23 protein-coding genes are annotated in these 23,517 nt (G+C 49.9%); 3 read left to right on the top strand and 20 right to left on the bottom strand.

Annotation, left to right across the window (positions count from 1 at the left end):
* Positions 1 to 3: 3 nt before the first annotated feature.
* Complete coding sequence (locus SLS51_RS15835) at positions 4 to 327, bottom strand: molybdopterin-guanine dinucleotide biosynthesis protein MobC (protein ID WP_323839637.1); 324 nt, start codon at positions 325 to 327, stop codon at positions 4 to 6.
* Between the two features lie 279 nt (positions 328 to 606).
* Between SLS51_RS15835 and mobA the strand changes: the two genes are divergently transcribed.
* From mobA to SLS51_RS15820, 3 genes are read left to right on the top strand one after another with little or no spacing between them, the layout of a single operon-like run.
* Positions 607 to 951: a plasmid mobilization protein MobA gene (mobA, locus tag SLS51_RS15830; protein ID WP_043139551.1), complete on the top strand. Its 345-nt coding sequence runs from the start codon at positions 607 to 609 to the stop codon at positions 949 to 951.
* A 1-nt stretch (position 952) separates the two neighbouring features.
* Complete coding sequence (traI, locus tag SLS51_RS15825) at positions 953 to 2,884, top strand: TraI/MobA(P) family conjugative relaxase (protein WP_323839636.1); 1,932 nt, start codon at positions 953 to 955, stop codon at positions 2,882 to 2,884.
* A gap of 26 nt (positions 2,885 to 2,910) precedes the next feature.
* Complete coding sequence (locus SLS51_RS15820) at positions 2,911 to 3,924, top strand: hypothetical protein (protein WP_323839635.1); 1,014 nt, start codon at positions 2,911 to 2,913, stop codon at positions 3,922 to 3,924.
* A 65-nt stretch (positions 3,925 to 3,989) separates the two neighbouring features.
* Here the strand turns inward: SLS51_RS15820 and SLS51_RS15815 are convergent, their stop codons facing one another.
* From SLS51_RS15815 to SLS51_RS15725, 19 genes are all read right to left on the bottom strand, one after another.
* Positions 3,990 to 4,508 carry a phospholipase D family nuclease gene (locus SLS51_RS15815; RefSeq protein ID WP_323839634.1) on the bottom strand — a complete coding sequence of 173 codons (519 nt, stop codon included), beginning with the start codon at positions 4,506 to 4,508 and terminating at the stop codon, positions 3,990 to 3,992.
* On the bottom strand, positions 4,429 to 6,759 hold the full coding sequence (gene trbC / locus SLS51_RS15810; protein ID WP_323839633.1) for an F-type conjugative transfer protein TrbC: 2,331 nt from the start codon (positions 6,757 to 6,759) through the stop codon (positions 4,429 to 4,431). The genes SLS51_RS15815 and trbC overlap by 80 nt, the downstream gene beginning before the upstream one ends.
* A gap of 10 nt (positions 6,760 to 6,769) precedes the next feature.
* Positions 6,770 to 7,834 carry a DsbC family protein gene (locus SLS51_RS15805; RefSeq protein WP_323839632.1) on the bottom strand — a complete coding sequence of 355 codons (1,065 nt, stop codon included), beginning with the start codon at positions 7,832 to 7,834 and terminating at the stop codon, positions 6,770 to 6,772.
* A 4-nt stretch (positions 7,835 to 7,838) separates the two neighbouring features.
* On the bottom strand, positions 7,839 to 9,101 hold the full coding sequence (locus SLS51_RS15800; protein ID WP_323839631.1) for a secretion/conjugation apparatus DotM-related subunit: 1,263 nt from the start codon (positions 9,099 to 9,101) through the stop codon (positions 7,839 to 7,841).
* A 95-nt stretch (positions 9,102 to 9,196) separates the two neighbouring features.
* The gene (gene excA / locus SLS51_RS15795; RefSeq protein WP_323839630.1) at positions 9,197 to 9,877 is read right to left on the bottom strand and encodes a plasmid IncI1-type surface exclusion protein ExcA; all 681 of its coding nucleotides are present in this window, start codon (positions 9,875 to 9,877) and stop codon (positions 9,197 to 9,199) included.
* 17 nt (positions 9,878 to 9,894) lie between these two features.
* Positions 9,895 to 10,182 carry a type II toxin-antitoxin system RelE family toxin gene (locus SLS51_RS15790; protein WP_043139530.1) on the bottom strand — a complete coding sequence of 96 codons (288 nt, stop codon included), beginning with the start codon at positions 10,180 to 10,182 and terminating at the stop codon, positions 9,895 to 9,897.
* Complete coding sequence (locus SLS51_RS15785) at positions 10,179 to 10,430, bottom strand: type II toxin-antitoxin system Phd/YefM family antitoxin (protein ID WP_323839629.1); 252 nt, start codon at positions 10,428 to 10,430, stop codon at positions 10,179 to 10,181. Before SLS51_RS15785 ends, SLS51_RS15790 begins: the two co-directional genes overlap by 4 nt.
* An 88-nt stretch (positions 10,431 to 10,518) precedes the next feature.
* Positions 10,519 to 12,666 carry a DotA/TraY family protein gene (locus SLS51_RS15780; protein WP_323839628.1) on the bottom strand — a complete coding sequence of 716 codons (2,148 nt, stop codon included), beginning with the start codon at positions 12,664 to 12,666 and terminating at the stop codon, positions 10,519 to 10,521.
* Positions 12,667 to 12,719: 53 nt separating this feature from the next.
* Complete coding sequence (gene traX, locus SLS51_RS15775; protein ID WP_323839627.1) at positions 12,720 to 13,232, bottom strand: conjugal transfer protein TraX; 513 nt, start codon at positions 13,230 to 13,232, stop codon at positions 12,720 to 12,722.
* Entirely contained in the window at positions 13,229 to 14,425 is a 1,197-nt protein-coding gene (gene traW, locus SLS51_RS15770) for a conjugal transfer protein TraW (RefSeq protein ID WP_323839626.1), read from the bottom strand. Before traW ends, traX begins: the two co-directional genes overlap by 4 nt.
* Before the next feature lie 13 nt (positions 14,426 to 14,438).
* Positions 14,439 to 17,516 carry a putative type IV secretion/conjugal transfer ATPase gene (locus tag SLS51_RS15765; RefSeq protein WP_323839625.1) on the bottom strand — a complete coding sequence of 1,026 codons (3,078 nt, stop codon included), beginning with the start codon at positions 17,514 to 17,516 and terminating at the stop codon, positions 14,439 to 14,441.
* A 22-nt stretch (positions 17,517 to 17,538) separates the two neighbouring features.
* Entirely contained in the window at positions 17,539 to 18,492 is a 954-nt protein-coding gene (locus SLS51_RS15760; protein ID WP_323839624.1) for a hypothetical protein, read from the bottom strand.
* Positions 18,486 to 18,692: a hypothetical protein gene (locus SLS51_RS15755; protein ID WP_323839623.1), complete on the bottom strand. Its 207-nt coding sequence runs from the start codon at positions 18,690 to 18,692 to the stop codon at positions 18,486 to 18,488. The genes SLS51_RS15760 and SLS51_RS15755 overlap by 7 nt, the downstream gene beginning before the upstream one ends.
* A 68-nt stretch (positions 18,693 to 18,760) precedes the next feature.
* Positions 18,761 to 19,144, bottom strand: a complete 384-nt coding sequence (locus SLS51_RS15750; RefSeq protein WP_043139501.1) for a DUF6750 family protein — start codon at positions 19,142 to 19,144, stop codon at positions 18,761 to 18,763.
* Between the two features lie 24 nt (positions 19,145 to 19,168).
* Complete coding sequence (traQ, locus tag SLS51_RS15745; protein WP_323839622.1) at positions 19,169 to 19,696, bottom strand: conjugal transfer protein TraQ; 528 nt, start codon at positions 19,694 to 19,696, stop codon at positions 19,169 to 19,171.
* Positions 19,696 to 20,325, bottom strand: a complete 630-nt coding sequence (locus tag SLS51_RS15740; protein WP_323839621.1) for a hypothetical protein — start codon at positions 20,323 to 20,325, stop codon at positions 19,696 to 19,698. Before SLS51_RS15740 ends, traQ begins: the two co-directional genes overlap by 1 nt.
* A 195-nt stretch (positions 20,326 to 20,520) precedes the next feature.
* On the bottom strand, positions 20,521 to 21,765 hold the full coding sequence (traO, locus tag SLS51_RS15735; RefSeq protein ID WP_323839620.1) for a conjugal transfer protein TraO: 1,245 nt from the start codon (positions 21,763 to 21,765) through the stop codon (positions 20,521 to 20,523).
* 2 nt (positions 21,766 to 21,767) lie between these two features.
* Positions 21,768 to 22,781, bottom strand: coding sequence for a DotH/IcmK family type IV secretion protein (locus tag SLS51_RS15730; RefSeq protein ID WP_323839619.1), 1,014 nt, complete (start codon positions 22,779 to 22,781; stop codon positions 21,768 to 21,770).
* An 18-nt stretch (positions 22,782 to 22,799) separates the two neighbouring features.
* Positions 22,800 to 23,516: a DotI/IcmL/TraM family protein gene (locus SLS51_RS15725; RefSeq protein ID WP_323839618.1), complete on the bottom strand. Its 717-nt coding sequence runs from the start codon at positions 23,514 to 23,516 to the stop codon at positions 22,800 to 22,802.
* Position 23,517: the final 1 nt, after the last annotated feature.

Here is a 23,517-nt window from a genome sequence, read left to right as displayed (position 1 = left end):
AGATCAGGCAGTTTTATTCATCGAATCTGGTGTGCTTTCAGGTGAAGTATTTTTTTTGGTTCTGCTAGCACGGGTTGCAGGTTTCTTTCTGCTATTCAGTATTTCCCGAATTGCTTTCACGCTTGTTGGGATACCTGCTGTTGAAAGCGCATCACGTATATCTTCGATGCTATAACCTTTTTTTTCTGACAGCTCGATAATCTGGTCACGCAGCTGCTCAAGAACATCAGTTTTAGTAAGCCGTTTTTTTGAGAGATCCGGGAGCTCACTAAGGGCATCTTTAGCCAGGACAATATCTTCTTCGCTATACCATTTTTTATCAGACATTCAACGTTTCCTTCCTACACAACGAATTTATTCAGCCAGAAGTATACCTTTTCGCCTGTCAGAGTGGCAAACCCATGTTTTTCCTGGCGTAAACAGTGACGGCGCAGCCGAAATCAAATATACTTCAGCTCAGGAACACAAAAACAGTGTCAAACATGGGACAGGGTATTTTTTGTAGCACCGCCTGCACGCAGACGGTCCCACAAAACGCCCTGGTCAGGACTCCGTCCCGACACCCTATTAATCGTGCCCGCCTGTCAGGCTGTGCAGGGATTGAGAATGAGTAAGAGTGAAAGACGCCAGCGATCAGCGCTGCTGGGTAGCGTTCGTTGTTACCCTGAAGAGAAAGCACAGATACAGGAAAGTGCTAAAGCTGCCGGCATCTCGACAGGTGAGTTTTTGCGGCGAGCTGCTCTCGGAAGACGTATTGTCGCGAAAGGTGACACCCGGCAGATGAATGAAATCCTGAAACTGGGCGGCCTGCAAAAACATCTTTATACAGAGATGCAAAAGCAGGGAATGATGACTCCAGAGCTGAGTAAGCAGTTTGCCGAGACACTGGCTCAGTTGCAGAAGACGTTAATGAAATTCAGGGCTGACAGCCTGAACAATACAGAGGACTAAGATGCTTGCGGTAGTGGCTGAGCGCCGTCGTGATGGTAAATCAAGCTTTGTTCAACTCGTCTCATATACCATCCTGCGTGATGATGTTGAAATGAGCGAAACACTATCGCCTGAAAAACCCTTCGTCCGAAAATCCCGTTCTGAGGATAAAATTTTCAACGACCTGGTAGGGTATGCAACGCGTAATGCACTACCTGATTCACAGGATGTTATCGCAACGTTCCCGGACGGACGCCAGCAGGTGCGTTGCGATAAAGTCATCTGTGAAACCAACTGCTTCTCTCTGGCCACGGCATCCACGGAAATGGATATGGTTGCCATGCAAAACACCCGCTGTAACGACCCTGTATATCATGTCATTCTGTCCTGGCCGGAATCCGAACGACCTACTCCAGATCAGATTTTTGATTCGGCTCGCCATTGCCTGAAACGTATGGGCATGGAAGGGCATCAGTATGTCTTCGCCATTCATGATGATACTGATAATTTGCATTGCCATCTGACGGTGAACCGCGTCAATCCAGTGAGCTATAAAGCTGCATCACTGTATAACGATCACTTCACCCTGGACCGCTGCTGCCGTGAGCTCGAGCTGAAGAACGGATGGAAACATGACAATGGTCCATACAAAGTTAACGAAGACGGCGCGATCGTTCGTAACCGCAGCTTCTATAAATCAGCACCTTCAGCTGCGCGCCAGCTGGAGTACTTTGGTGATAAAGAAAGCCTGTTTTCTTATGCTGTAGATAATTGCCGCGGAAAAATTGATGAAGTGTTTCTCCAACCTGACTACACCTGGGATGACGTTCATAACGTATTAGTTTCAGCTGGACTCGAGCTACGTCCGAAAGGTCAGGGCCTGGCTATTTATGATTTGGGGAGCGATACCCAGGCACCTATCAAGGCCAGCGATCTCCATCCAGAACTCACCCTGGACAGTCAGCAGGAATTAATCGGTAAATTCATTCCTGCCACGATTCATCGTGAAACTGATAACGTGGGCAGAGAACGTTTGCTGAGTACGGTAGATATTCAATCCCAGTACAACGATCGTCTTCATCGTCGTGATAAAGGCGCCCGTGCCGAACGCCGTGTTCAGCGCGCCGCAGCTCGTCAGGATTTAATTGCGCGCTATAAAGCGTATAAAACTGCTTTTGTTCGCCCTGGAATTTCCGCCGACACCGTGAGAACACGGTTCCGGGAATTGTCCGCAAGCTATCGTATCCGGAAAAATAATGTTCGAGTTTCACAGCGTGATCCTCTGCTTCGTAAGCTGATGTTCCGCGCGCTGGAAGTCGAAAAAATGAAAGATATGGCCGCTTTGCGTTTGCAAGTCCGTGAAGAGCGTAAAGCGCTTAAAGAGATGCCAGGTTCCCGACCGTTGTCGTATCGAGCATGGGTAGAGGTGCAGGCCACCAAACATGATGCTGCTGCTATCTCGCAACTTCGTGGCTGGGCATATCGGGAGAAGCGCAACAATCGCACGGCAGCCATCTCTGGCAACATCATCCTCAATTCTGTTGCTGATGATATCCGTCCTGCTCAAATTCGTGGTTATGAAACACAAGTTAACCGCGACGGTGCCGTTGTATATAGCTCAGGTGGCAACCCTGTATTGCTTGATCGTGGTTTGCTTATTGAGGTTGCCGATGCACCGGCAGAGAAGGGTAAAAACATCGCTATGGCGCTGCACATCTGTGGTGAGAAGAGTGGTGAGAAAGTGGAGATCAGAGGGGATAAATCCTTCGTTAACGGGACCATTCAATACATCCCGCATTTCAACGCATCGTCAGGTAAAACAGTTCCGCTTACGCATCCGGTTCAGCGTCAGCTTGCCGGTTATTATGTCTCACCTGAGGCGCAGCATGATGCACCTTCAGCAGGCGGAAATATGCGGCCACATGTACCGCCCAAGCCCAATATTAAGAACTAACGCCATGCCAGGGAGGTAGTGTCTGAATGGATGAGAAGCTAAAACATGCGGATTTATCGTCTTTGCCAGAACAGGTGAGGGAAGCCGCCAGGGAGCTTGTTGGCCTGAAGTTTCGTATCGATATGGCAGCAAGAGGCGGTACGTCAGGCATACCACTTGACCTGCATGGCACCATGACAGGAGGAGAATGGGGACCGCATTTCGGGCAGGAATTTTTCTGCAGCATCATTCCTTTTTTTCCGCGTGATTTTGAAACCTGCTCTGCAACTGAAATGCTGGTTCCTACATTACATACCTTCGGCTGCAGCTGGCGTTGGTGGCCTGATCGCTATTGTAGCGACAAAGATGAGCACGATATACGGCGCCACATTTTTTCTGATTACGGGCTGAAAAGTACGATTTTTACCTTCATTCCTCAGCTGGGATTGTTCTGCCCGGGTGAAGGTAAAAATCGTGTTAATTTCTGCCGCCATCACGGAATCGAATACATCCCGGCACGGGTTTATCCTCATGATTACCCTGAAGCAAAACGAATCTCTGTGTACGTTCAGGATACTGCAGGAGGGCTGGATGTATGGGCCGTTCTTGATAATCGCTATGCTCAGAAGGTCACTCACTATGCCTTTGCGCTCCCACTTTTGCGCGCTTATGGGGTAGCGTTCCCTGGTAAGTGGCCAGCAGGATGGCCATCGATATCGGAACTCCTAGCTAACCAGCTGTGTTGCACGGATGACTCAACCTTTCATAAACCCGTGATCGATATGCAAGCTGTCAGGGATGTGCTGGACCGTGATAAGACCAGCAGAGAGAACGGGGAGAGGTATGTCAAAACCAGTGTGCTTGAACTGCCCCTGGCCGGACTGGTTCGCTTTACTCTGATCGCAATGTTTTTGAGCATAGGGGCGCTGTTCATCTACGAGATACTGGATGAGGGAATCCTGTCCCAGATCGCCCTGGGAACAACCACTTTCATGGCTGGCGTGGTTACTTCGTTATTTATCCCGGCGTTCCGTATCAAGCAAAAATATCGTCAAAAATAGCTGTGGCATTGCCAGGACGAAAAAAAAGCCGGAGGGGGGCACCCTTCCGGCTTTTTTGACTATGGCTAATTGGATTCTTCCCAGAGGCGTTCGAACTCCCGCTGATAAGCGCGAGCTGTCGATGGCTCATTCCAGATTACGATCGTGTTCTCTGCGTTTCGCTTAACTGCGCTTGAGGTGTAGTTGAATGAACCTGTTTGGGTTGTGATGCTATCGACCACCATGAATTTATTATGCTGTATGGAGTACTGGCCGTTTAGTTTTACCGAAATCCCTTTGTGCTGTAACCAGGTCACGGCAGAGTATCGCCCTCCATTATCTTTGGCATCAGCCATGACTCGCACCCTGACACCGCGCTCCCGGGCACGCTCAAGCGCTAATGCGATCTCTTTACTCGTAAAACTGTAGGCAGCGACGTCTATGGTCTCATGAGCGCTGTCAATGGCGGTCAGGATGTTATTAATCGCACTCTTCCCGGGAGAGAACCCCGAGGTGATGCGTAATTCAGTACCTGATGTCGTCAGAGGTACTAGTAAAATCGTCACTATAATCGTGCTGAGTAATGTTCTGATACCAGTCGTCATAACCGCGGTTGCTCTCTGAAATTGGTTGGGATAAATGTTGGCCGACCGGAGGTGGTTGGTCCGGTACCGGCTCTCTTTGTGAAGTGGAAGGAAGCGTAATGCCGGCACTGTTCCTGTGCGCCTCTTCGATTCGCTTTTTGGAAATACGGATGGATTCCTGCTCTTTCAGCCAGTAATAGCGTCCACCGGTTTGCTCTAGGGCTTCAATAGCCGTTTCGAATAAGAGAATGCCACGTTGTTCTGGCGTGAAATTCAGGTCGTCACGGTTATCGAGGTCGGTGGCCACACTGGTTATGGCCATCAGCGTCTTATCGGCTAAGCGAGCATTCAGGCGGCCATTCCATGCTCCTGGTAAAGTCGAGCGACAGATATCGATAATATTAGAAACTCGATCCTGTGAGACTGGTCGCCGGCGCGCAGCTGCAGGTACTTCATTGCATAAATCACTGAAGTCAGGACGCCGTAAGGGAACATAACGGTTAATTTTGACGTTCAGCTTTGAAATCTTTTCGTTGTCAGGAATGTAGATAGAACTGCTACGTACCTGGCGATCTTCGAAGACAATGATGCCCTGTCCTTCCTTGAGTGCCTTGAGCTCATCCAGCTGGATGTTATCCCTGTCTCTGAACTCAACGCGATCCACGTCCTCGTAGCCTCCCATGCCGGTTCGGCTCATGGTGCGCTGCTCAGCGTACTGCCCGGTCCCGCCAACAGCCCGGATCATCTTCAGCGTATCTTCGGTATCCTCAGTTTTCATAAACTGTTTGGTACCGAGGTTGGCATTAACTGAATGAACCTCTTTCCCGTGGCGCATCATCGCCTGCAGGTCCTGCGCCAGAATAACCAGCATGTATTTGAGGCTTCGCATCTGGGCCGCAAGTTTTTCCAGCCCTGGTGCGAAATAGTAACCTACCTCATCGCAGATAAGCATAAACGGGAATTTACTGGCGAATTTCTTCACCGTAAGTGTGTGTTCCGGGGAACCTTCAATTTTGTTACCTAGGTCCTTTGCGATATTCATCCTGATGTCGGAGATATAAAGCTTACCCAGGGTGGCTGCTTCGTTATCAGAAAGCTCCAGCGCCGGAATAAGCACTACCAGGGTGCGATCGTTATGCAGGATATCCTGCATATCGATATCACCACCGTTCTTGGGAAAGACGTGGCCATAGGTATCGTTAAACATGCTGAGCATGCGGGTAAACTGCTGGATGAGATAACCATGCTGGTCAAGCGCGCCCTGGGACCATTCCCCGGGGCGGTTGATGAGTTTCATATCAAAGCCGGCCAGGTTGGCCAGATAATTTTCCATGGGCTTATAGCCCTCTTCGTGCCATCCCTCTTCAAGAGCTTCACGATACAGCCCGACGAATTTTATAAGCGGCAGATAGGACTGAATGACGGCCTGAGTCAGCATAATGTTATCGCGCGCGCGCTTATAACACAGAGCGTAGATCAGGGCATTCATCATGGCTCGGGCTTTATCCTTCCATCCTTCATCGCTGCCGTTTCCTGCAGGCAACAGTGACTCCATCAGCTGGATAATGAAGGTCGGGCTGCCATAGGCGAACGGGTTGGTACTATTGGACTGAGGGCGGGATTTATCCCCGATCATCAGTTTTTTGAAGCGGTCGTCATTGCCGGTGATGAAGTTAAGAACGTGCCAGTCGTCCTCTTGCCCGAAACGTCTGGCCATTGACCATGTTGCCACGGCGAGATCTATCTGTGCCTTACCGTCTGAAATGCAGCATCCCCGCGCCCAGCAAAGCGCATTTAAGTACAGCGAATAGAGAATTTCAGTTTTACCGCCGCCGGTTGTGGCCATGATCTGCATGTGCCTCAGAGCATCAGAGCTTTCAAGCCACAACTCTTTGCCGCGGTCACGGCCACGTCCTATACCAAGACAGAGGACTCCTTTCGCTTTCCCCACGATTATCTTAGGCAGATTGAGTTTCAGAAAAGGGATATTCCAGCTTTCTTCTCTTTCAGTGGAGATGTCGAAGCCACCTACATCCATCGGTATCCGGAGGGGTAATCTAAAACGCTGATCGCTGAATGCGACCAGCAGGATGATGTTAAATGGCAGGGACAGCAGAAGTGTGGCTGGCCATACTACACCAAAAATAAGCGAGCACGCCAGGAAAAGCTGTACAGAGAACGGTGCAAGCATTATTCGTTCTGCCAGACGCCCCTGTACTTGCCGGCTAACGAGCCTGTTTTCTAACGGCCCATGGCGACTTTTTAGATCCATCTTAAATCCCTCATTGCGCGTTATTCATGAAAGCCTGCATCGCTGCATCGCTTGTCATGGCCTGTAATGGAACCAGACGCCCGTCATCGGTTATGACGGTCGGCGTGCCAGGCAATTTGTAGAGTTCAAAAGCCATATCGTTACGGGCCAGGGCGTTTTGCCCTGCTTCACAACTGGAGGCTGGCGTATCAGCTTTCGCATTCGGGTTCAGCATGCCGGCGCCAATATCGAAAAGGCCGCGCCACATATCCGCCCGTTTATCTGCAGGCGCGCACAGCATTGGAACAACCTGTTCTGCTGTCCGGGCTTTACCTATCAGCGTTACCGGGAAAATTTCAATGTTGTACTGCGAGGAGAAAGCCTGCACGGTCGGCTCAAAAATCTTGCAATTTGGGCATTCCGGATCGGAAAAAATGTATAGCGTTCGTGGGTGGCCAGAAGAGAGCTGAATAGTAAATTCCTGCTTTGCCGCACCGTTCTTCAGACGTGTAGCCAGGAGATTACGGGCTTCAGCTGCCTCCTCAGCTGAAAGCGAACCAGGCTCTGCCGGTGGAGTTGATACAGCTGGCACAGTGGAACCAACAGATACTGCAGGTGCCGGTTTTACGAGCACAGGCGCCGGTGATCCGATGGGGGTTGATTCAAGGGGTAATGCCGGAGGTAGGGATGCCATTACCGGCACTGGTGGTTGTACTGAAGAAGATGAATGCCAGACCCAGGAGGTCCATGAGCCAACGAGAAACGCCGCCATAGCAACCGGAATCAACCAGCGATAGCCAGTTTTGCGTTGTTCTTTAGCATCAGGAGCATTAATGGCCATGCTCTGCAGAGCATTGGCCGTAGCGTCCATAATACTTTCAGCGAGCTTTTGATCTTCCGAAGAAAACAGTTTGGCAACGCCGTTGTAAGCGTGACGCAGCCAGATAGTGTGCAGTCCATTATCCAGCTCAAGTGTCAGCTGGTAACGATCATTCAGCGGCCGGTAGAGATTAAACAGGCTATGGCCATTAAGGCGAATCTGGAGGTGTTGTCCATGAATTTCGGTAGTTGTTTGGTTTACGATTTGTTCTGACATGGGGTTATCTCATTTTTGGGCGGAAGGTATGTACGTGCCGATGGACATGCTGTTCGTCGGCAGCGGAATTCATTAACTGGTTATTTCCTGCTTCGTCTTCATCGTCGTCTTCGTCATCAACATCGGCAGGAGACGGTTTTGTCGGGGCGGGTTCTTCTACGACAGCGCCTATATTTCTCAAATCTGTTTCAAGTCCCTCGATGGCCAGTGACATGATCGGTTTGGTTAATCGGACCCGATACCGTGACGCCAGCTTCTCCCAGTGCGCCTGGCTGACCACGCCAGCACCTTCGACGAATGGCCAGGGCCGGCCTGTGGAAGCAAGGGCATACCAGAGCGTACGGTCAAGGCCCTTCAGCCAGCGGTATCTTCTGATAGGTAGATGCAGATCGTTGTCGTGCAGTGCGGCGATGGCGGTTCGCACATAGTTGTATTGCTTAATCCATTTTTGCGCTGCCGGCGTCGCAGTGACTTTGCGATATGCTGAAGTGGCCAGCGACAGGTTGGGATATCCAATTTTGTTGCGGTATTTGCGGTCTGACTTAAGAGTGGAACGGTTCAGTGCATCTAACAGCTGCTCCGCTTCACCACGTTTATCAAGGAAGTGCTGCAACCCAAAAATCGCGAACATTGCGCGTTCATGATCGTTGAAGAGGTCAAAGTCTTTTATATCGTGCTGCAGCGGTGTACCCAGTTGCTCGATGAAGAGTTTTTCTGCCTGGTCTTTCTTCAGCCGGTTGTTAACAACAAGCTTGTGCTCGATGACAAATTCATCTGGCGTCATCGCGCTGCGATGTTCAGCCGGATCTACATTTAATAGCTGCGTTTTCCTGTCCCCATAGCTCAGTGCCGGCAGAATGGCAGGGGAGAACTGCGCCATGATTCGTGGCAGCGTATTAATGGATATATCACGGCTGGTTCGGCTCGCCTGATGCCGACGAACGGCAACAATGCCGGTGATCACCAGTGGTACCAGAGCTATAAGCAAAATACCTGCCGTGGCATCCATGACAGTGAAAAACTCACTCCATGAAACGTTCTCGGCATTGTTATGCGTAGTGGCCAGCAGGTTGATTCGCCACGCAGCTGCACTATGAAACTGCGGAAAGTCAGCCAGGCTCCAGAGCCAGTAGAGAAGGGTAGTGGTGCATTCAATGGTTAACTGCCGAAAAAATAAAGCCATTACCATTAGTGTGATTAACAGGCCGACAGCGGCCATCGTCCAGTCATTATTGGACTGGACGTCCTTACGGACAGGTTGTGCCATGAGAGGACCCTGCAGTATTCAGATATAAAGAAGAGGCACCCTGAATAGGGTGCCCCGAAGTAGATATGCGCGGAGGATGTTGCTGCGGAAGAGTGTTACTGTGGCGGTAGTACCAGGTTCAGGCCATTTGCTTCTGCAATTTTCTCAGCCTGATGCTCAACGCATCCCGGCACGGCATACTCGTATTTCCACTGTTGATGGCGCATGGCATTGATTTTCTCGTAGAGCATTGCTGCTTTACCGGAAGTAATGGAGACCGTTGGAAGTTCTGGATTACCGGTATAAATTGTCAGCTTGTTGCCCTCAAGTTCGACTGATTTCCAGTCATACATTCCAAACCCCATTACACGAACGTCGCGTGGGAAAAAGAAGTTCAGAATGGACGTCTCCGGGTGGCTGATGTAGAGAATGGTCCCTTTTTGCGTATCAAGCCCCAGGTAACCCCAGCCAGTACGATTCATGGCAATATTTTGTGGCGAAGGGTTATTCAATCCTGATTCGCGGAAGAACTTGGAGAAAGCTTTGAGATTTTTTCTTTGCTTATATATGCAGTAACACGTCAGGCAAATGGCAATTGCTAATGAAATCCAAATAAATACTGCCTGCGAATAATCTTGTGGGCGTAAGCCATATTTCGGGTTGCCAAGCATTGAAAACAGCCAGAAGCCATAAGCGAAATGGAAGGGTAAAACAACAAGCAGATAGCCAATTGATAAAACTCCAGCCACAGCTACGGGCCAATTTTTGCTGTAAGTATCATAATGTTTCACAGACATATTTATCTTCCTGATATCTATCTGAGCCGTTTGCTGGCCAGATTGTAAACTTGACTATGCTCCCGTTTTCCAACTGCAACGACAGCAATGATTAATTCATCGTTAATAACCTGATAAACAAGCCGGAAGCCTGAAGCACGCAATTTTATTTTGTAGCAGTCAGGCATTCCTCTCAGTTTTGCCGAAGGTATATGCGGGTTTTCCGCACATGCCTTTAGCTTTTTAGCAAATTGTTGCTGAATAGATTTATCAAGATGATTCCACTCTTTGAGTGCGTCAGTCCTGAACTTAATCTTATAGGTCATAGATACTGATCCAGCTCAACGTCATGCAGGGTTTGATTGCTCCGCTTTTCAACCAGCGCAGCGAGTTCCTGATCGTCGATATATTCCAGCATCTTTTCATAAAGTTCAGCAGGTACACAGTAGAAAGCAGGCTGGTTGTGGTTCATTATTGCCACCGGATAACCCGCGCCGGCTTTGACCGTGGCCATGGGATTTTTCTTCAGTTCGCTGACACTTGCGGTTGTGTCGCTATGAATAGTGTTTGGCATGCTTACCTCAGGTATCAGATGAAGGTGCTGATCTAAATGTAGCACAAAAAAGACCTAAATATAGGTCTTTTTTGCGGCGGGAATCGCATTATTTAAACCCGTTAGCATCATCCCCTGGTTTAACCGAGTCGATTTTTTTCAGACCAGGCGCTTGTCCAGCTTTACCGCCAAATCCTGCAAACATACTGCGGGTTGATTCAACGGCACCTTTCATCATTTGAGCTGCTTCCCGTCCTCCAAGCCAGGCTATCACGTAATCTGGTAAATAAACCTGAAGGCTAAATGCCGACGAAACCAACGTGGTACACAGGCGAGCATAAATCATCAAAATCCCGATGATACTTGCCAGACCGGTTACTGAATCAGCCTGTACGTTTGCGAGGGCTGGGGTTATTAGCATGTTCAGAAGCGTACCTATGGCAACAACTACGAGACTTGCAAAGAAGAACCCGAACACCATAAGGGATGGACGAATAGCCGCATCTATGAGGAATATATAGCCATAATTAGCGCGGCTACCTTTATCCTCTTCCGTCCCAATATGGGTTGCGGCCCACAAAGACCCCGCTGTTGTACCGATTAACACGCTACCAAGCCAGGAAGTGCAGGCTGTGATCCAATATATCAACGGTATGAATGGCAGGAATATCGAAAGAGAAAACCCGACGCTTAGTAGTATGAAGAGAATGAAGTACACCACCGGGGAAACAGAGCTCATTATGCTTTTAGCTATATAACCAACACCAGAAACAGTGTTAATTATCTTCGCAATTCCGTTCCCATCAGCGGAGGCCCAATCAACGGCAGCTTTCGCTGCAGTAAAGGCGGTGAAGGTGAGTTGGGCAGATACTAATGTGTAATCGCCTATTGCTTTCATTTTTAGCATAGGGTTAATTTGCTCAGAGTTATCACTGTTTTTATCAGTCATAACTGAGTTAATAATCCAGCTGGTTAACTTTTGAGAGCTAGGCATTATTTTTAGGATTGCATCATTAGCCGTTTGTACATCCTCAAAATTGTCATTCCCTGCGGCATTAACGGAACCAAGCGGAGGAGTGTAACTAGAATTTTTCCTTTGTGCGGCCAGGGCAGTACGTATTTCTTGATGAAGCTTTCCTACTCCAACCTCACCTAAATTTGACTGACCGGTTACTACAGGACTTTTGTGGGCAATAGAATTTACTTTCTGATTTGCTGTTGCAAAAGACTGGTACCAGGCACCGAGAGCGATCCAACCGCTTTGCTTGAGGTAGTTTGCAAGTTCATTGCGAATCGTTCCTTCATTATTCACGCTCGATGCTGCCGCAGTTATGGTGTCTTCATAGCGACGTGCAGCTTGTTGGATTTCCGCTTCCACATCAGGGAGTCTGGATTGACCGCCCTCCTGGTAGCTTTTCCACGCACTAACAAAGTTTTCGGCACTACTGGAGAGAGTGTTATTGATCTCCGAAAATGCGCTCATCTGTGCATTTTCAAGTGGCCCAGAATTTATCGGTACGCTAAAAGAGAACCATGAGTTACTGTCTTTAGTTTGTGGAAGTTCTGCGCTCCCACATATTGCGCTGCCGTTCGTAATACGAATCTCGCGGCCATCGGAGGAGCGCTGCTCAGACATTGCGGGCGTACTACTGCTCCCAACCTGGTGCATTTCAGCCTGTTCAGTGTTTAGCGCTGCTTTGCACAGATACATATCAAATATTCCGCGGGCAGCAGTGATGGTATTACCGGCGACGGGTTGCATTATAAGGGACTGACCATCCATGATTGCATCAGCAGCCTTGTCAGTAAGGAGGTTGGCGCTGCCAACACCCATAATCGAAGCCATCCACAAAAATGCCAGATTGGATATGGACCATCCGGAAGGCGTTGGTACCAGGGCCATGAAGCCAGCCAGTGAGGACACCGGCGCCATCATTGTATTCCCCTGTCCAAATACTCTCCCGCGATTGCCGGTCAGTACGGTGGCACGCAGTGTGATCGCTATAAACCAGATAAATGCCAGGCCAGCGATAATGGCGTTAAAGACGCCATATAACAGGCCTATAAAGCTGACGTTTTGCGGTTGCAGAGGATTATTTACAACATCGCCAAACACCATGATAAGCAACTGACGAGACAAGTCAGAGTTGCGTGTCGCGGCGCCGGTAATAGTGTCGTAATTGATACTGTCTGCAAAAGCTGGCAACGACAAACTGACCGCTACGAGAGCGGCCAGTAACAGAAGCAGTCTTTTCATAGAGTTTTTCCAAAACGAGCAGAATGCGCGTCCGTAGGACGGCATAGATGAAATCAGGCAGGGGAACGCCAGGTGAATACGTCTTTAATCCATGCTTGCGAGGTTCGCCACTGGGTAAATGGACCTAACTCCTTGTTAAGCAGTTGCCATATTCGAAACTGATTTTTCATCGCGTTTACGAACAGCATGCCGGCAAAAGCGGCCAGCATGAACATCATGCTCAGCAACCGAAACAGGAATACCCCATACACAGGGAGCCCAGATGCCAGGGTCACGATCGGGAGTAGCATCAAAACCCCGGCCGTCATGAAGAACATCATTAACCAGATCCGTTTAGCCAGCAGATATCGCCGTATCAACGACTCACGGCTCTGGCCGCTGGCGGCTACGGCCTCATCAAAACTGAGCGTCTCGGTTTCTTTTTTGGTTGATTCAGGTTTTAGGCGGCGAAATCGTTCCGCATTTTTCTCTGCTGCGTATCGGGCAGCGTGAACCATGCGACCTGCCTCCCAGAGCGGGAGGACGAGGTTGGCGGTGAACCATGCTTTTTTTCCAATTTTCTTCATTGACGAGTTGCCCCCGCAGCGGCCTGTTGCAGTTTCTGTGCTAGACGTGGTTCGTAGTATTGAGCACCCTGTAAACTGAGCTGTTGCCCGATCAGGATCGCGTTCTCATGCAGTTGCTGTTTAATTCCCAGAAGAAGAGCGTTCTGAAGGCTCTGGACACGGATGGATTCGCGTACCAGATTATCACCATCCATTCCCTGCAGGTCGGTTTGGTAATCGGTATTGGCATAGCGGCGGTTAACTTCGAAAGACTCAAATTCACGCAGAGACATCATGCCGGTGCGCTTTGCCTCTTCAGAGGCGTTCGCGTCATACCATGCTTTGCTGGATGGCGTTTGCAGGGTTTCTGCCAGTACATCTTTAGTTGCTTCGTTGGGCTGGCTGGCAGCAACCATGGCCAGCTGAGGCTGTTCAGCAGCGCTTTGGATCGAATCGTGTTCTGTCATCATTCCTATGTACTGACGACCGCTGTCGGTTTTGACTTCACCTTTTTTCAGCGCTCGTCCCACACTACGGCGCGATGAGTTTTTCAGGTACATCATGGCAGCGTCGGTCTGCTCCTGACTAAATGTGAGCTCCGGAGCTTTATCCTCCGGGCCGGCGCCAGCCAGTAATGAGCGGATTTGTTTATCGCCTCCGGGCAGATCGGATACGCCGTTACAGAGGTCACCCCAGGCATCAGCGTCCTCTTTGGTGCAGTAGTTGCGATGGATGTCAGCGGTGGCAAACAGGTCCTTTTCTGGCGCATCAGGTTTTGATGAAAGGGCTTTTTTGACTGAGGAACTGTTAACGCCCCCCCCGCGAGACAGGCTCGCCTGTTTAGCCCCGGCCTGACGAGAAATTTGTGTTGCCTGGCCCGACGATGATTCGCTGCAGATCGAGTCAGGAACGGTGTAACTGCGCCTGGCGTCCTCCAGATTCTTAATCTGTTGGGCATACGTCGCGTACTGTTGCATGTTCTCGGTCGATTGCTGAATCATTGCGGCAATCTTGTCATTACCTGAGCTTATCGCCCCTCCTATTTGTTGGTTGGTGGTGAGAATAGTGCCCAACGTCGCGTTAGCCGTTGAGAGTTGAGGCACAACCTGTGTCGTGATTGGTATGCTGCTGTTAACGTTGACCGTATAAGCGGATGCCGTGAAGCTGGATAACATCAGGCTGCCTGTTACGGCCGCTAAAAGTTTTATCTTCATAGAATTTCCTGAATCAGATTTGCAGGCTGCGGGCGGCGATCAGCTCGCAGGCCAGTCTGTTAATCACGTTGCCGTGATCTGTCTCTTTCGCTTCTTTCTGGCGTAATTCGATCAATTTAACCGCGCTACCCGTAGGGAAGGCGTCGGCAAGAATTGAGCGAGCGGTGCGGCCATCAAGCATTTCGTACAGCTGATCACGTAGCGCGGCATCTTTCGGCGTGGAGTTCAGCGCCCAAAGTTCTTTAGGGCCAAGGGTGTTTTTGAGTATCTGTACCACACGCCCTGTTTTCAGCCGGAATACTGCGAGGAAATGGGTTCCGCTGCCGTCAGGAGATGCACCAGAGCCGATATACCGGAAAGCCTGAGCCGTATGCGCCGGGACACCAAAATGCTCAGTCAGGAGAGGTAAATCTTCATGACTGACCTGCATCAGGTACAGGCTGTTCGCAGACTTCAGAATTTCGTGCGGGAAGTGGTTCAGGTATTGAGAGCTTAAAACGGTGCGGATAAAGAATTTTCGGTTTTCAAGATCCTGAGTAACCAGCTTGTTCATAATGAAGGGGATATCCTTCGCATTATGCAGCTCGTCGTAGATTTTGGTTTTTACCTCCTGCGCCAGCTGTATCAGGCGTTCGTGATGGAAAGGACGGTATGCCTCAGGCAAATGACTCATGAGCTCGTTGCGGTACTGGGGCAGCTCAAAGTGCCCGGCAGCCAGCTGGCCAGCATAGAGATACATGAGACCTGTTTTAACTTGCCCGGCTCGAGTTTTACCGCCTACGACGTTGTTAAGGTCGATTGCGATAACACGGGTATCCGGATTAAGTTCAAACACCGTCCGACCGGCAAGCATTTTGTAGGAACTTAATGCGTCACCCAGGCAGCGACCAATGTAAGAGAGAAGTTTTTCACCACTACCTTCACGCGTGATCTCTCCATACTGGGATTTGACGTCTTCGTCATTGAGATAAAGCTGCAGGTCGCTCAGTTCAGGCATTGCCTGGTAATGTGCTCTTGTCGCAGCTTTAATCTCTCCTTTATTAAAAAGCAAATCGCGAACTTCGTACCATGTGGCTTTACTCCACCACGTCTCATCGTACTCGTGGCGTATCCCCGTTTTATCCAGAGCTGCGTCTACTTCCGGTTCGAGTGTCTGTGCATAAAATACCGGTTGTTTATCAGCATTAAATTCATAGGCTTTATCAATGACCTTGCTGAGAATCTGGCGACAATCCTGAGCATTAGGAGGGATACCTGTCTCCGGATTGACACAGAGTGTTTCGCAAATATTGACCAGATATTCCTTCTCAGGAGTCAGTGGGTATTTCATTCCCAGCTGGACATCAAAAGGGTTTTTGCAATATTCACGGCTGTTTTCCAGTATCAGACCAACGACTTCATGTTTCCGGTGAGATGGAAGTGCATCACGAATCAGCCTGACCAGCCCTTGCGCCGAGAACCCTTTATCTATGTAAGATAAAAACGGCAGGCTATTTTGACCTGAAAACAGTATTGCCTCACTTAACGAACCCAGCGCGACGGATTTACCCGTTCCCGGTTCCCCGGCCACGATCTCAGTAAATTTGGTCTGAAGGTTACTCGCAAGTTTGACCGGGAAAGGTTTGCCGTCAGGAGTGCCAAAAATAATGCTTGCATCGTCAGCCCAGGGTGTTGCCGGACGCTGCAATGGCAGAAGCGCCAGAGCTGCTGAAAGGGGAGGAAACATTAATGATGGAATACTCAGCGCATTGGCACCGACCATCGTTGATACCCAGGCGCGAACAGGATCGCCAAAGGTATCTGTAACCTCACAAATACCCCATGACTGAAGCCCCTTCTTCAGAAGAGTTCTGTTTCGTTTAGCTATCTCTTTTGTGCGCCCCCAGGTTGATGCGCAGATAGTCATTACACATATCGGCTCTGATTTGCCGGCGTTTTCAAGCCATTGAACTGAGTTGTAGATAGGGCGAATAGGCGGCAGGAGCGCAGCCATGCTAAGCACCAATTTTTTCCCGCCCAGAACGTTGAGACCATTAGGCATCAAATCCATTCGTATACGCCAGGGAAGGGTACGACTCATTTTGCTGAAAAGCTGGCTGAAAGTTTCAGGCTGCTGCGGCCCGAGCGATACGGCTAATGTTGAGTGCCATAAACCGTCGAGACGAATGAAATCACCTTCAACTTCAGGCTTGCTGTTAAACAGCTGGTAATTGAGATGAGGGGCAAGCAGGGAAGAATGATCATCTCCTTTCGGCAAGCCGTGAGGCCATTTAATGTCTCCGGGCAGAAAAGGTCGCCAGGTCGAGGAGGTACTTTCTCTCTCTGCTTGTTCACGCAGATGAAAGCCAAGCTCACGGGCATTCATTAATCGAATACGCGTCCCGAAATCCCCCTTACCAAACTGGTTTTCCAGAGTGCTGACGAACGTATCGTGGCGGATTTTTAAACCTTCAAGCTCCTGAAAAGCCGGGTTTTGACCATAACGGGCACCTGGCGTGTTTTTAAGTATTGTTTCTCTGCGTTTTTCCTCATCTTTTATTTCAGTCGGAGCTAATGCCTCACGTGCGGTATAAACCACCATAAATGCGCGCTCCCGGGCCAAAAATGGCACCATTTTTTCAATTCGCTCGTCCAGTATGTCAGTTAAATCAAGCCCCATACGTTTGAGTGAGCGATACTGGTGAGCCAGTAATTTACGCAACTCTTCTTCGGCTTTATCAGGGTCCTTTTCAAAGACAAAGCTAAGCTTATGGCCAACATTCTTGAATTCACTGTTCAGGAGGTTCTGGAGGCGGTCGATATAATTACTGAACAGGGAGGTATCTCTCTTTTCTTCCTCTGTTAAAGCCTCTTGTTCATTAAACTGGCAGTAGGTCCCCTCAACCTCAAAGACACTGGCGTAATGGCCTTGGTCAGTTAGGAAGATATACGGGGCATCCATCTCCGGCCGACGTTTTTTGTCATCGTCGGTCAGTCCTATTGTCGTGCGTAAGTCACAGTAGCGGGTGAAATCATGTCCCAGTGCATATCGAGAGGCGTAGGCCAACGCCTCTTCAACGCATTGAAGCGCAGAGACTAAAGGATTTTTCATGGTATTACTCTCAGGTGGGCGGTCAGGGATGACTGCGATACTCATTTAGCAGAGATTGCCAGGCTGTTGGCTGAACTGCAGGTTGTTCGATGTGATCGTTAAAGATGTCTGGGTTTGGAATAAGAGCGATGTGTCTTAATCGCTGTTGTAGCTCTTCTCTTTTCTCCTCGGGGACCTGTATAAGCGCTTGCCCAAACTCCCCAGGATGGCTCGTACTCCAGAAAGCCTCAGCTTCTTTTCGATGTTCGATTAGCCAGTGAAGAACTGCTGCGGCCCCCTTTTTCTGGCGGGAATCTCCATGTCTCCGCGCAGTGATTACCGTTCTTAACAAGAGGCTGAGGTCTTCAGGTTTTAGTTCAGGGAGATAAACCATCACACCATCATTTGCCCCCAAACTGTTAAGACGGCGACTGCACGCACAAACAGGGCAAACCACGCCAAGATTTGCATCATCGTGATTATCCGGATTGCCATCTCTGAAAAAGAGAGTGTGATGTCTGCTGTAATACTCGCAGATGGCACATTTCCCGCCTGATAGTTGGTGGGCGCGTTGCGTTAAAACAGGTGAGGGCGCGGCGATATCATGGCCCCAGATTTGTTGACCAACATTGAACGTTTCCTGTTTTACCGGGAACGCTAAACGCAGATATTCCAGATCCATTCGAAGCCATCGCCGGCAGCGCTTAAGTAAAAGCTCTATAAGCTCGTTATCAGCTGTTGAAGAACGTAGCTTCATCAGCTGTTCGGAGAGGCGATTTATTGGCAGAAGATAAATTTCGTTGTCGTTACCGTATGCATCGCGCGTGATCCCGCAGAAGTGAAATCCCTCACTAATGGGTTCGACGATTGAACAAAACGCCACATTCTCAGGCGGCTTAATAAGCAGGGAATCCGGCTTATTATCTGTTTCATCATCTAAACATGCCTCAATTTCGATGGGGCATATCGTGTATAACCTTTCAGGAAGTTTTAGCATTCAGGCTGCTCCGGCAGGAACATCCCTATTTCAGCTACGATTTTCCCCTGACTCTGAACCGGGATTTTATAACCTACACCGCCAATTTGCCCCATGACGGCTCTGACTACTTGCTCTGTTACGTCTGTCTCTTGTTTTGTTCCTTTTTCGGCTGCGTAAATACGGTCATGGGCTTCTGAATAATAAATTTCGATGTTCATGGGTAAGGGTATTCCTCCGGATTAGTGAGTGAAGCTCCGGCGCACGGCCGGAGCGATAATTTCAGGATTTAGCCGACGTCTACTGGATTCAGTTTGATAGTCGTTTGACCTTTTTTGATGAACTGGTCGAGGGCAATCATGACGAAGCCTGCACCCATGAAGGTCAGTACCCATCCCCAACCAATCTGAGGGTTTTTCTTTTTAGCAACCCAGAGACAAACCCCAATTGCCACGCACCCAATCCCACCGAACTTGGAAAGTTTGAGGATACTTTTTCCTGAGCCATCTGCGCTTTCCGCAACCCCGTCAAACATGCCGAAAAGATCATCGTCTGCATACGCGGGTAAAGTTAGCGGCCCAAGCAATAAAGTAAGGACCGCTCCTAATCGTGCGCGCAGTGAAGACAGCGCCATCAGGATGCGAACGGAAACGAACAGTGTGAAATTACGCATTATTACTACCTCTTTGTTGTTGAATTAATTCCAGGTTAAACCCAGTGTTTTTTGCAGTGCATTAAGTAGTTCGGGATTACACGCCAGCAGGATGCCAACTACTCCCATAACTATTCCGGTGGAAACATCTTCACGGGCTGACAAGCCGGTATGGCCATCAACTAAGGACCTTCTGGCTCGTCTAATCCCCATATAAAAAAATAAAACCCCGACTACACGCAGAAGCGTTAAGACGGCATCGATGGCCAGTTTCGCTTGCCCCATAGATTCGGGGGCATAGGCTATGGCATCGAATGACACATCTCCGAAACTCAGCGTGTGAGCCGCTTTGTTCATCATTTGCTGCATGGCGATGAGAGCGCCGCCCAGACAAAATGACGCCAGGGCTTTCATGCCGTTTGCCGGCTTTCCACTGCGGGATCGCTTGACGACCGATATCAAGGTGGCCAGACAGCCCAAAGCGCCAAAAAATAACCCCAGCGCCAGAATGAGACGTATGCCGCTGGTCTTTAGGTTGTCAGCTACGTGGACTAGGATTTGGATAGCGTCCATCAATCCCCCTGGCGAATTACGCCTTTACTGGTTACGACGATTCGGCGCTCAGCATCAATGCTGCGGATTGTCAGGCCATTTACCTGATCCCCGGGTTGGACAGACCATGTACTACCGTTGTGGGTTATCCAGGCCATACCCGGATATACGGTGTTAATGCGCCAGCCTTTCAGGCCGCTATTGCCGGCTGCTGATACGTTTTTCACGCGGTGAGCGGTCGTAGTGGTGGAGCCCTTCTGAGGTGCTGACGCCTGCTTTGTACTGAGGGTATTTAACTTTGCCTCGATATCAGCCAGGCGTTTTTCGCTATCCCTTACCCTGTCATTCAGGAGTGTTATTGCCTGCCGGTTGGCTTCGCCGTACTCCTGAAGCTCACTGACCTTCTTGTTATCGAAGGAACCTGTCGCTCCAATAAGCTCCCGGTCAGTGTCTTCAGTCAGTGACTGGGATGGCATCGGCTCTGTCAATTCATCAGGAGCGGCTGAATTCAGATCACTGTCCTGTTTACCGGGTGAGTTGAGGTCTTTCCCTGTTTTCACCTCCTGCTGAGCAGGTGTGGGTGAATCAGGAATAAGCGCCCGGGCGGGCGGTTCATCAGGCCAAAACGCATACGCCAGAAGAGCAATCACGGCAGCGCCAGCAAGCAACAACGTTTTAAGGTCATAACCCCACAGCCCCCATTTAGGTGCTGCAGGTGCTTCTTTTGCCGGCGCCGTGTCTGATTGGGTCTCCAGCTCATTTGCGGGAATTGCATTAACTTCAGGTAATGCGGAAGCCTCCGGCTCCAGGTCCGGATCAAAAAAACTATCTTTCATGATGGTCCCTTAGGGTTGAGCTGCAGGCTGGCGGGTACCTGTGTTTGTGCTGGTTGGAGTAGAGTAGGTGACTCGGTCGTTTTCTGTAACAGCAGACATGAAGAGAAGCGCTACAGGTTGGCCACGATCGACAATTACTTGCTTCACGGGTAACTTCTGAGCATCGTTTGCAATCACCTGGCCTGCCTGTTGAGCTGCACCGCCTAAAATCGTACCAGCGACAGCTTCACCATTTGGCATGCCAACACGGCCCTCGATTTGGTTGTAACCATTACTCAGTATCTGAGTGTTGGCGCTGGCATAGAGCTGGCCACCAAGCCCAAGGCCGTGAGCGATTGCCGGCAATATAACGCGGCTGCCGTATCGATTATTCACGCTCGAGGCAACGGAAGAGCGGAGCGTATCAGGCATAGCTGCCGAAATATCGACGCGCCATGTGTCTCCATTCCAGGTCATCTGGTTGAAATGGATCTTAACCCCGTCTCCTGCAAGCTGAATTCCTCTGGCCATCAACTGAGCCCCTTTATAAGGACCGGCGGGGATATGAGCCAGCACATCCGAATTTGTATTGTCGGAGTCAATCTCAGTATCGATCACCGCTCCGGGGCGGCTTCCCGCTGGAATTAAGACACGATTAGCATTCTGGCCAGAGCTGTAAGACGCGGGTTGCAAAGTTACTGGAGCCAGGCTTTCCGTCCATCCTGAATAGGCGTTAACGGTTCTTCTCTCTCCGGCATTTCCTGACTGTGCCCCTGCGGTTACGGTCATATTGCCGGCGATACTTGCCAGTTCGCCTGTGGGAGCAACCCGCTGTGCTACGAGTTCTTTCAACAAGGCTTCAAGTGCTTTTTTACGATCCGGGTCAAGACTTTGCTGGGGCATATGTTGCTGCGGAGCATACTGAGCTTCTGGAGCTGGCTTAGGCACAGGCGGCGGAGCTGGGGTCGCATCTATTGGGGGAACCTGACGAACAGTGCCGGAACCAATTGACGCAATGAAGCTGGAGTTTGCGGCCTGGGCCTGTTTTGCCCCAGCCTCATTGTTCTCGCGTAGTATTTTATGGTACTGCGGCGTTTCCGGAGCTGCTTTTCCTGAACCCCCGGCAGCTTTATCCACGTTGATTTTGGATACCGACTGCGGTGCGCTCATCCACGAAACCAGTAGGAACCCAACCGCAAGTATTACAAAAATGACAGTTACGAAGATAATGCCGGTTTTTTTGACGTCCCGGCCGACGTCTTTATCTGCTCCCATAATTACTCCAAAGAAATTGATAAATAGACAGTTTTGCCGGCGCGGGAAAAGGCAACCTCAGGCGTGAGAGGTAATTTATAGAGCCAGGTTCCATCGCCGGAAGCCTGTGTCAGCTCAAATTCATCGCGAATTTCGCTACGTGTGCGGATATAGAGATCGTCACCCATCTGCCATACCTGGGTGTCAGGTAACTCACCTTGTGTTTTTAACCGGCGCGCTTCTTTCGGTGGTACGCCGTTGAGAAATGCCTGAAGTGTTGGATTATTCAGGCCAATTTTCGTCTGCCCGGCAGGAAGTTTTTTAGCCTGCGGCCCGCGCTGAGGAATTCGAAGATCCAGACGACTGTCTATTACGCGTGATTTCGCTTGGTTACTGGCCTCACCACTGTTCAGGTCGATAATTATCGGTACCGCCAGACCTTTCAAATAGACCGTTACATTTCCACGATCATATAAACGTCTGGCCTGTACAGTCATCACACTACTTTCTGGAATGAAATTGACCGCAAAACCAGTTGGATTCCCGTTGTAAGGCGGGGCCGCCAGAGGCCAGGGCGCACCGGTGTTGTCAGTGAACATTACTGTACTGGCCTGAAATGTTGTGGTCCTTAACACAGGTAAAGAAGCGCCGGGTGAGAGGTTAATGGTTAGTGTTGATATCCGGGGGACGATATCTGCAGCCTGCCAGGCGCGGCCACGACTAGCGCCATCCATGACTTCACCAACCATTTCAATCCCCTGCTGATCCCCTAATGGATTAGCCTGACTCATTGCCCAGGCTTGAGCTGAGGTAGGGGGGGCTGGCGGCGCGGACTGTCGAAGAGGTGCTGTAATATCTGTCTGAACGGTTTCTTGCGGTGGCTGGTTGTTGGTCTGGGCTGTTGGCGTTGTTGGAGCTGGTGCGGCTGGTAATTCGGTTGTTGGGGTGTTTCCTGTTTGGGCTGGAACCCAGTCAGCGGCAAGCGCAGGCGCAGCTGATAGCGCGATCGCTACAGCCGGAATAATCAAATATTTCATTTTTTTACCTGAATAAAGTTAGCTAGCGTCTCGGGTGATAATTGACACTGCTTCAATACCTTCTGGCTTGAGCGAGACATCCGTGCGCTGGATGCGAACGATGAAGATAAAGTTTTGCGAAGGTAAGCTTCGGGTTTGACCGTCAAGACTGAGAGTAACCGGATACTGAATATCCCACATATACGGTCCGTTTTGACTTTCCTGGCCACGTCGGTAAATCATCCCTTTGCGGGTGACGTTTGCAGACATCAGCATTTTTTCAGTCTTCACCTTGGAGAAAAGATTCGAATTCGTCAGCGCGTTGTAGTAGCTGGCGAAACCTTCCTCAGAGAATTTTTGTTGCTGATCGCTTATTTGCGTCCGGTAGTTCTTAAAGTCGAGCTGGAAAGCTGAACGTATAAGCTTATCGCCGAAGTCGATTACATCGTCATCTTTGTAGGCAGGTTCATCAGTGGGAACCTGCTTCAGAACACTACCTTTATTGGTCGCAAAGTATTTGGTGGGTGGGTTAGCCACCTTGTAGACCAGCCAGGCGTTAACAGGAAACTGGAGAGCGCTTACTGTACAGGCGATAAGCGCAACCTGGAGCGCTTTCCGGGCGAAGCCTGCGTTAAGCATGTTTTTTTGCTGTAACTCCAGCGCATCCATAAATGGAATCATCGGATCGTCAGATTTGCGCAGGGCTTCATCTACCACAGGAGAAGCCTCCTTTTGGGAGGCTGATTTCTTTTTCATT

This window comes from Photorhabdus africana (genome assembly GCF_035181445.1).
Taxonomy (GTDB): domain Bacteria; phylum Pseudomonadota; class Gammaproteobacteria; order Enterobacterales; family Enterobacteriaceae; genus Photorhabdus; species Photorhabdus laumondii.
The sequence above is the reverse complement of the archived record's forward strand: the minus strand, read 5'-3'. Positions and strand labels throughout refer to the sequence as shown.

Bases quoted from the DNA above. Each gene is read 5' to 3' on its own strand.
- SLS51_RS15835 (WP_323839637.1), bottom strand. From the start codon at position 327: ATGTCTGATAAAAAATGGTATAGCGAAGAAGATATTGTCCTGGCTAAA.
- mobA (WP_043139551.1), top strand. From the start codon at position 607: ATGAGTAAGAGTGAAAGACGCCAGCGATCAGCGCTGCTGGGTAGCGTT.
- traI (WP_323839636.1), top strand. From the start codon at position 953: ATGCTTGCGGTAGTGGCTGAGCGCCGTCGTGATGGTAAATCAAGCTTT.
- SLS51_RS15820 (WP_323839635.1), top strand. From the start codon at position 2,911: ATGGATGAGAAGCTAAAACATGCGGATTTATCGTCTTTGCCAGAACAG.
- SLS51_RS15815 (WP_323839634.1), bottom strand. From the start codon at position 4,508: ATGACGACTGGTATCAGAACATTACTCAGCACGATTATAGTGACGATT.
- trbC (WP_323839633.1), bottom strand. From the start codon at position 6,759: ATGGATCTAAAAAGTCGCCATGGGCCGTTAGAAAACAGGCTCGTTAGC.
- SLS51_RS15805 (WP_323839632.1), bottom strand. From the start codon at position 7,834: ATGTCAGAACAAATCGTAAACCAAACAACTACCGAAATTCATGGACAA.
- SLS51_RS15800 (WP_323839631.1), bottom strand. From the start codon at position 9,101: ATGGCACAACCTGTCCGTAAGGACGTCCAGTCCAATAATGACTGGACG.
- excA (WP_323839630.1), bottom strand. From the start codon at position 9,877: ATGTCTGTGAAACATTATGATACTTACAGCAAAAATTGGCCCGTAGCT.
- SLS51_RS15790 (WP_043139530.1), bottom strand. From the start codon at position 10,182: ATGACCTATAAGATTAAGTTCAGGACTGACGCACTCAAAGAGTGGAAT.
- SLS51_RS15785 (WP_323839629.1), bottom strand. From the start codon at position 10,430: ATGCCAAACACTATTCATAGCGACACAACCGCAAGTGTCAGCGAACTG.
- SLS51_RS15780 (WP_323839628.1), bottom strand. From the start codon at position 12,666: ATGAAAAGACTGCTTCTGTTACTGGCCGCTCTCGTAGCGGTCAGTTTG.
- traX (WP_323839627.1), bottom strand. From the start codon at position 13,232: ATGAAGAAAATTGGAAAAAAAGCATGGTTCACCGCCAACCTCGTCCTC.
- traW (WP_323839626.1), bottom strand. From the start codon at position 14,425: ATGAAGATAAAACTTTTAGCGGCCGTAACAGGCAGCCTGATGTTATCC.
- SLS51_RS15765 (WP_323839625.1), bottom strand. From the start codon at position 17,516: ATGAAAAATCCTTTAGTCTCTGCGCTTCAATGCGTTGAAGAGGCGTTG.
- SLS51_RS15760 (WP_323839624.1), bottom strand. From the start codon at position 18,492: ATGCTAAAACTTCCTGAAAGGTTATACACGATATGCCCCATCGAAATT.
- SLS51_RS15755 (WP_323839623.1), bottom strand. From the start codon at position 18,692: ATGAACATCGAAATTTATTATTCAGAAGCCCATGACCGTATTTACGCA.
- SLS51_RS15750 (WP_043139501.1), bottom strand. From the start codon at position 19,144: ATGCGTAATTTCACACTGTTCGTTTCCGTTCGCATCCTGATGGCGCTG.
- traQ (WP_323839622.1), bottom strand. From the start codon at position 19,696: ATGGACGCTATCCAAATCCTAGTCCACGTAGCTGACAACCTAAAGACC.
- traO (WP_323839620.1), bottom strand. From the start codon at position 21,765: ATGGGAGCAGATAAAGACGTCGGCCGGGACGTCAAAAAAACCGGCATT.
- SLS51_RS15730 (WP_323839619.1), bottom strand. From the start codon at position 22,781: ATGAAATATTTGATTATTCCGGCTGTAGCGATCGCGCTATCAGCTGCG.
- SLS51_RS15725 (WP_323839618.1), bottom strand. From the start codon at position 23,516: ATGAAAAAGAAATCAGCCTCCCAAAAGGAGGCTTCTCCTGTGGTAGAT.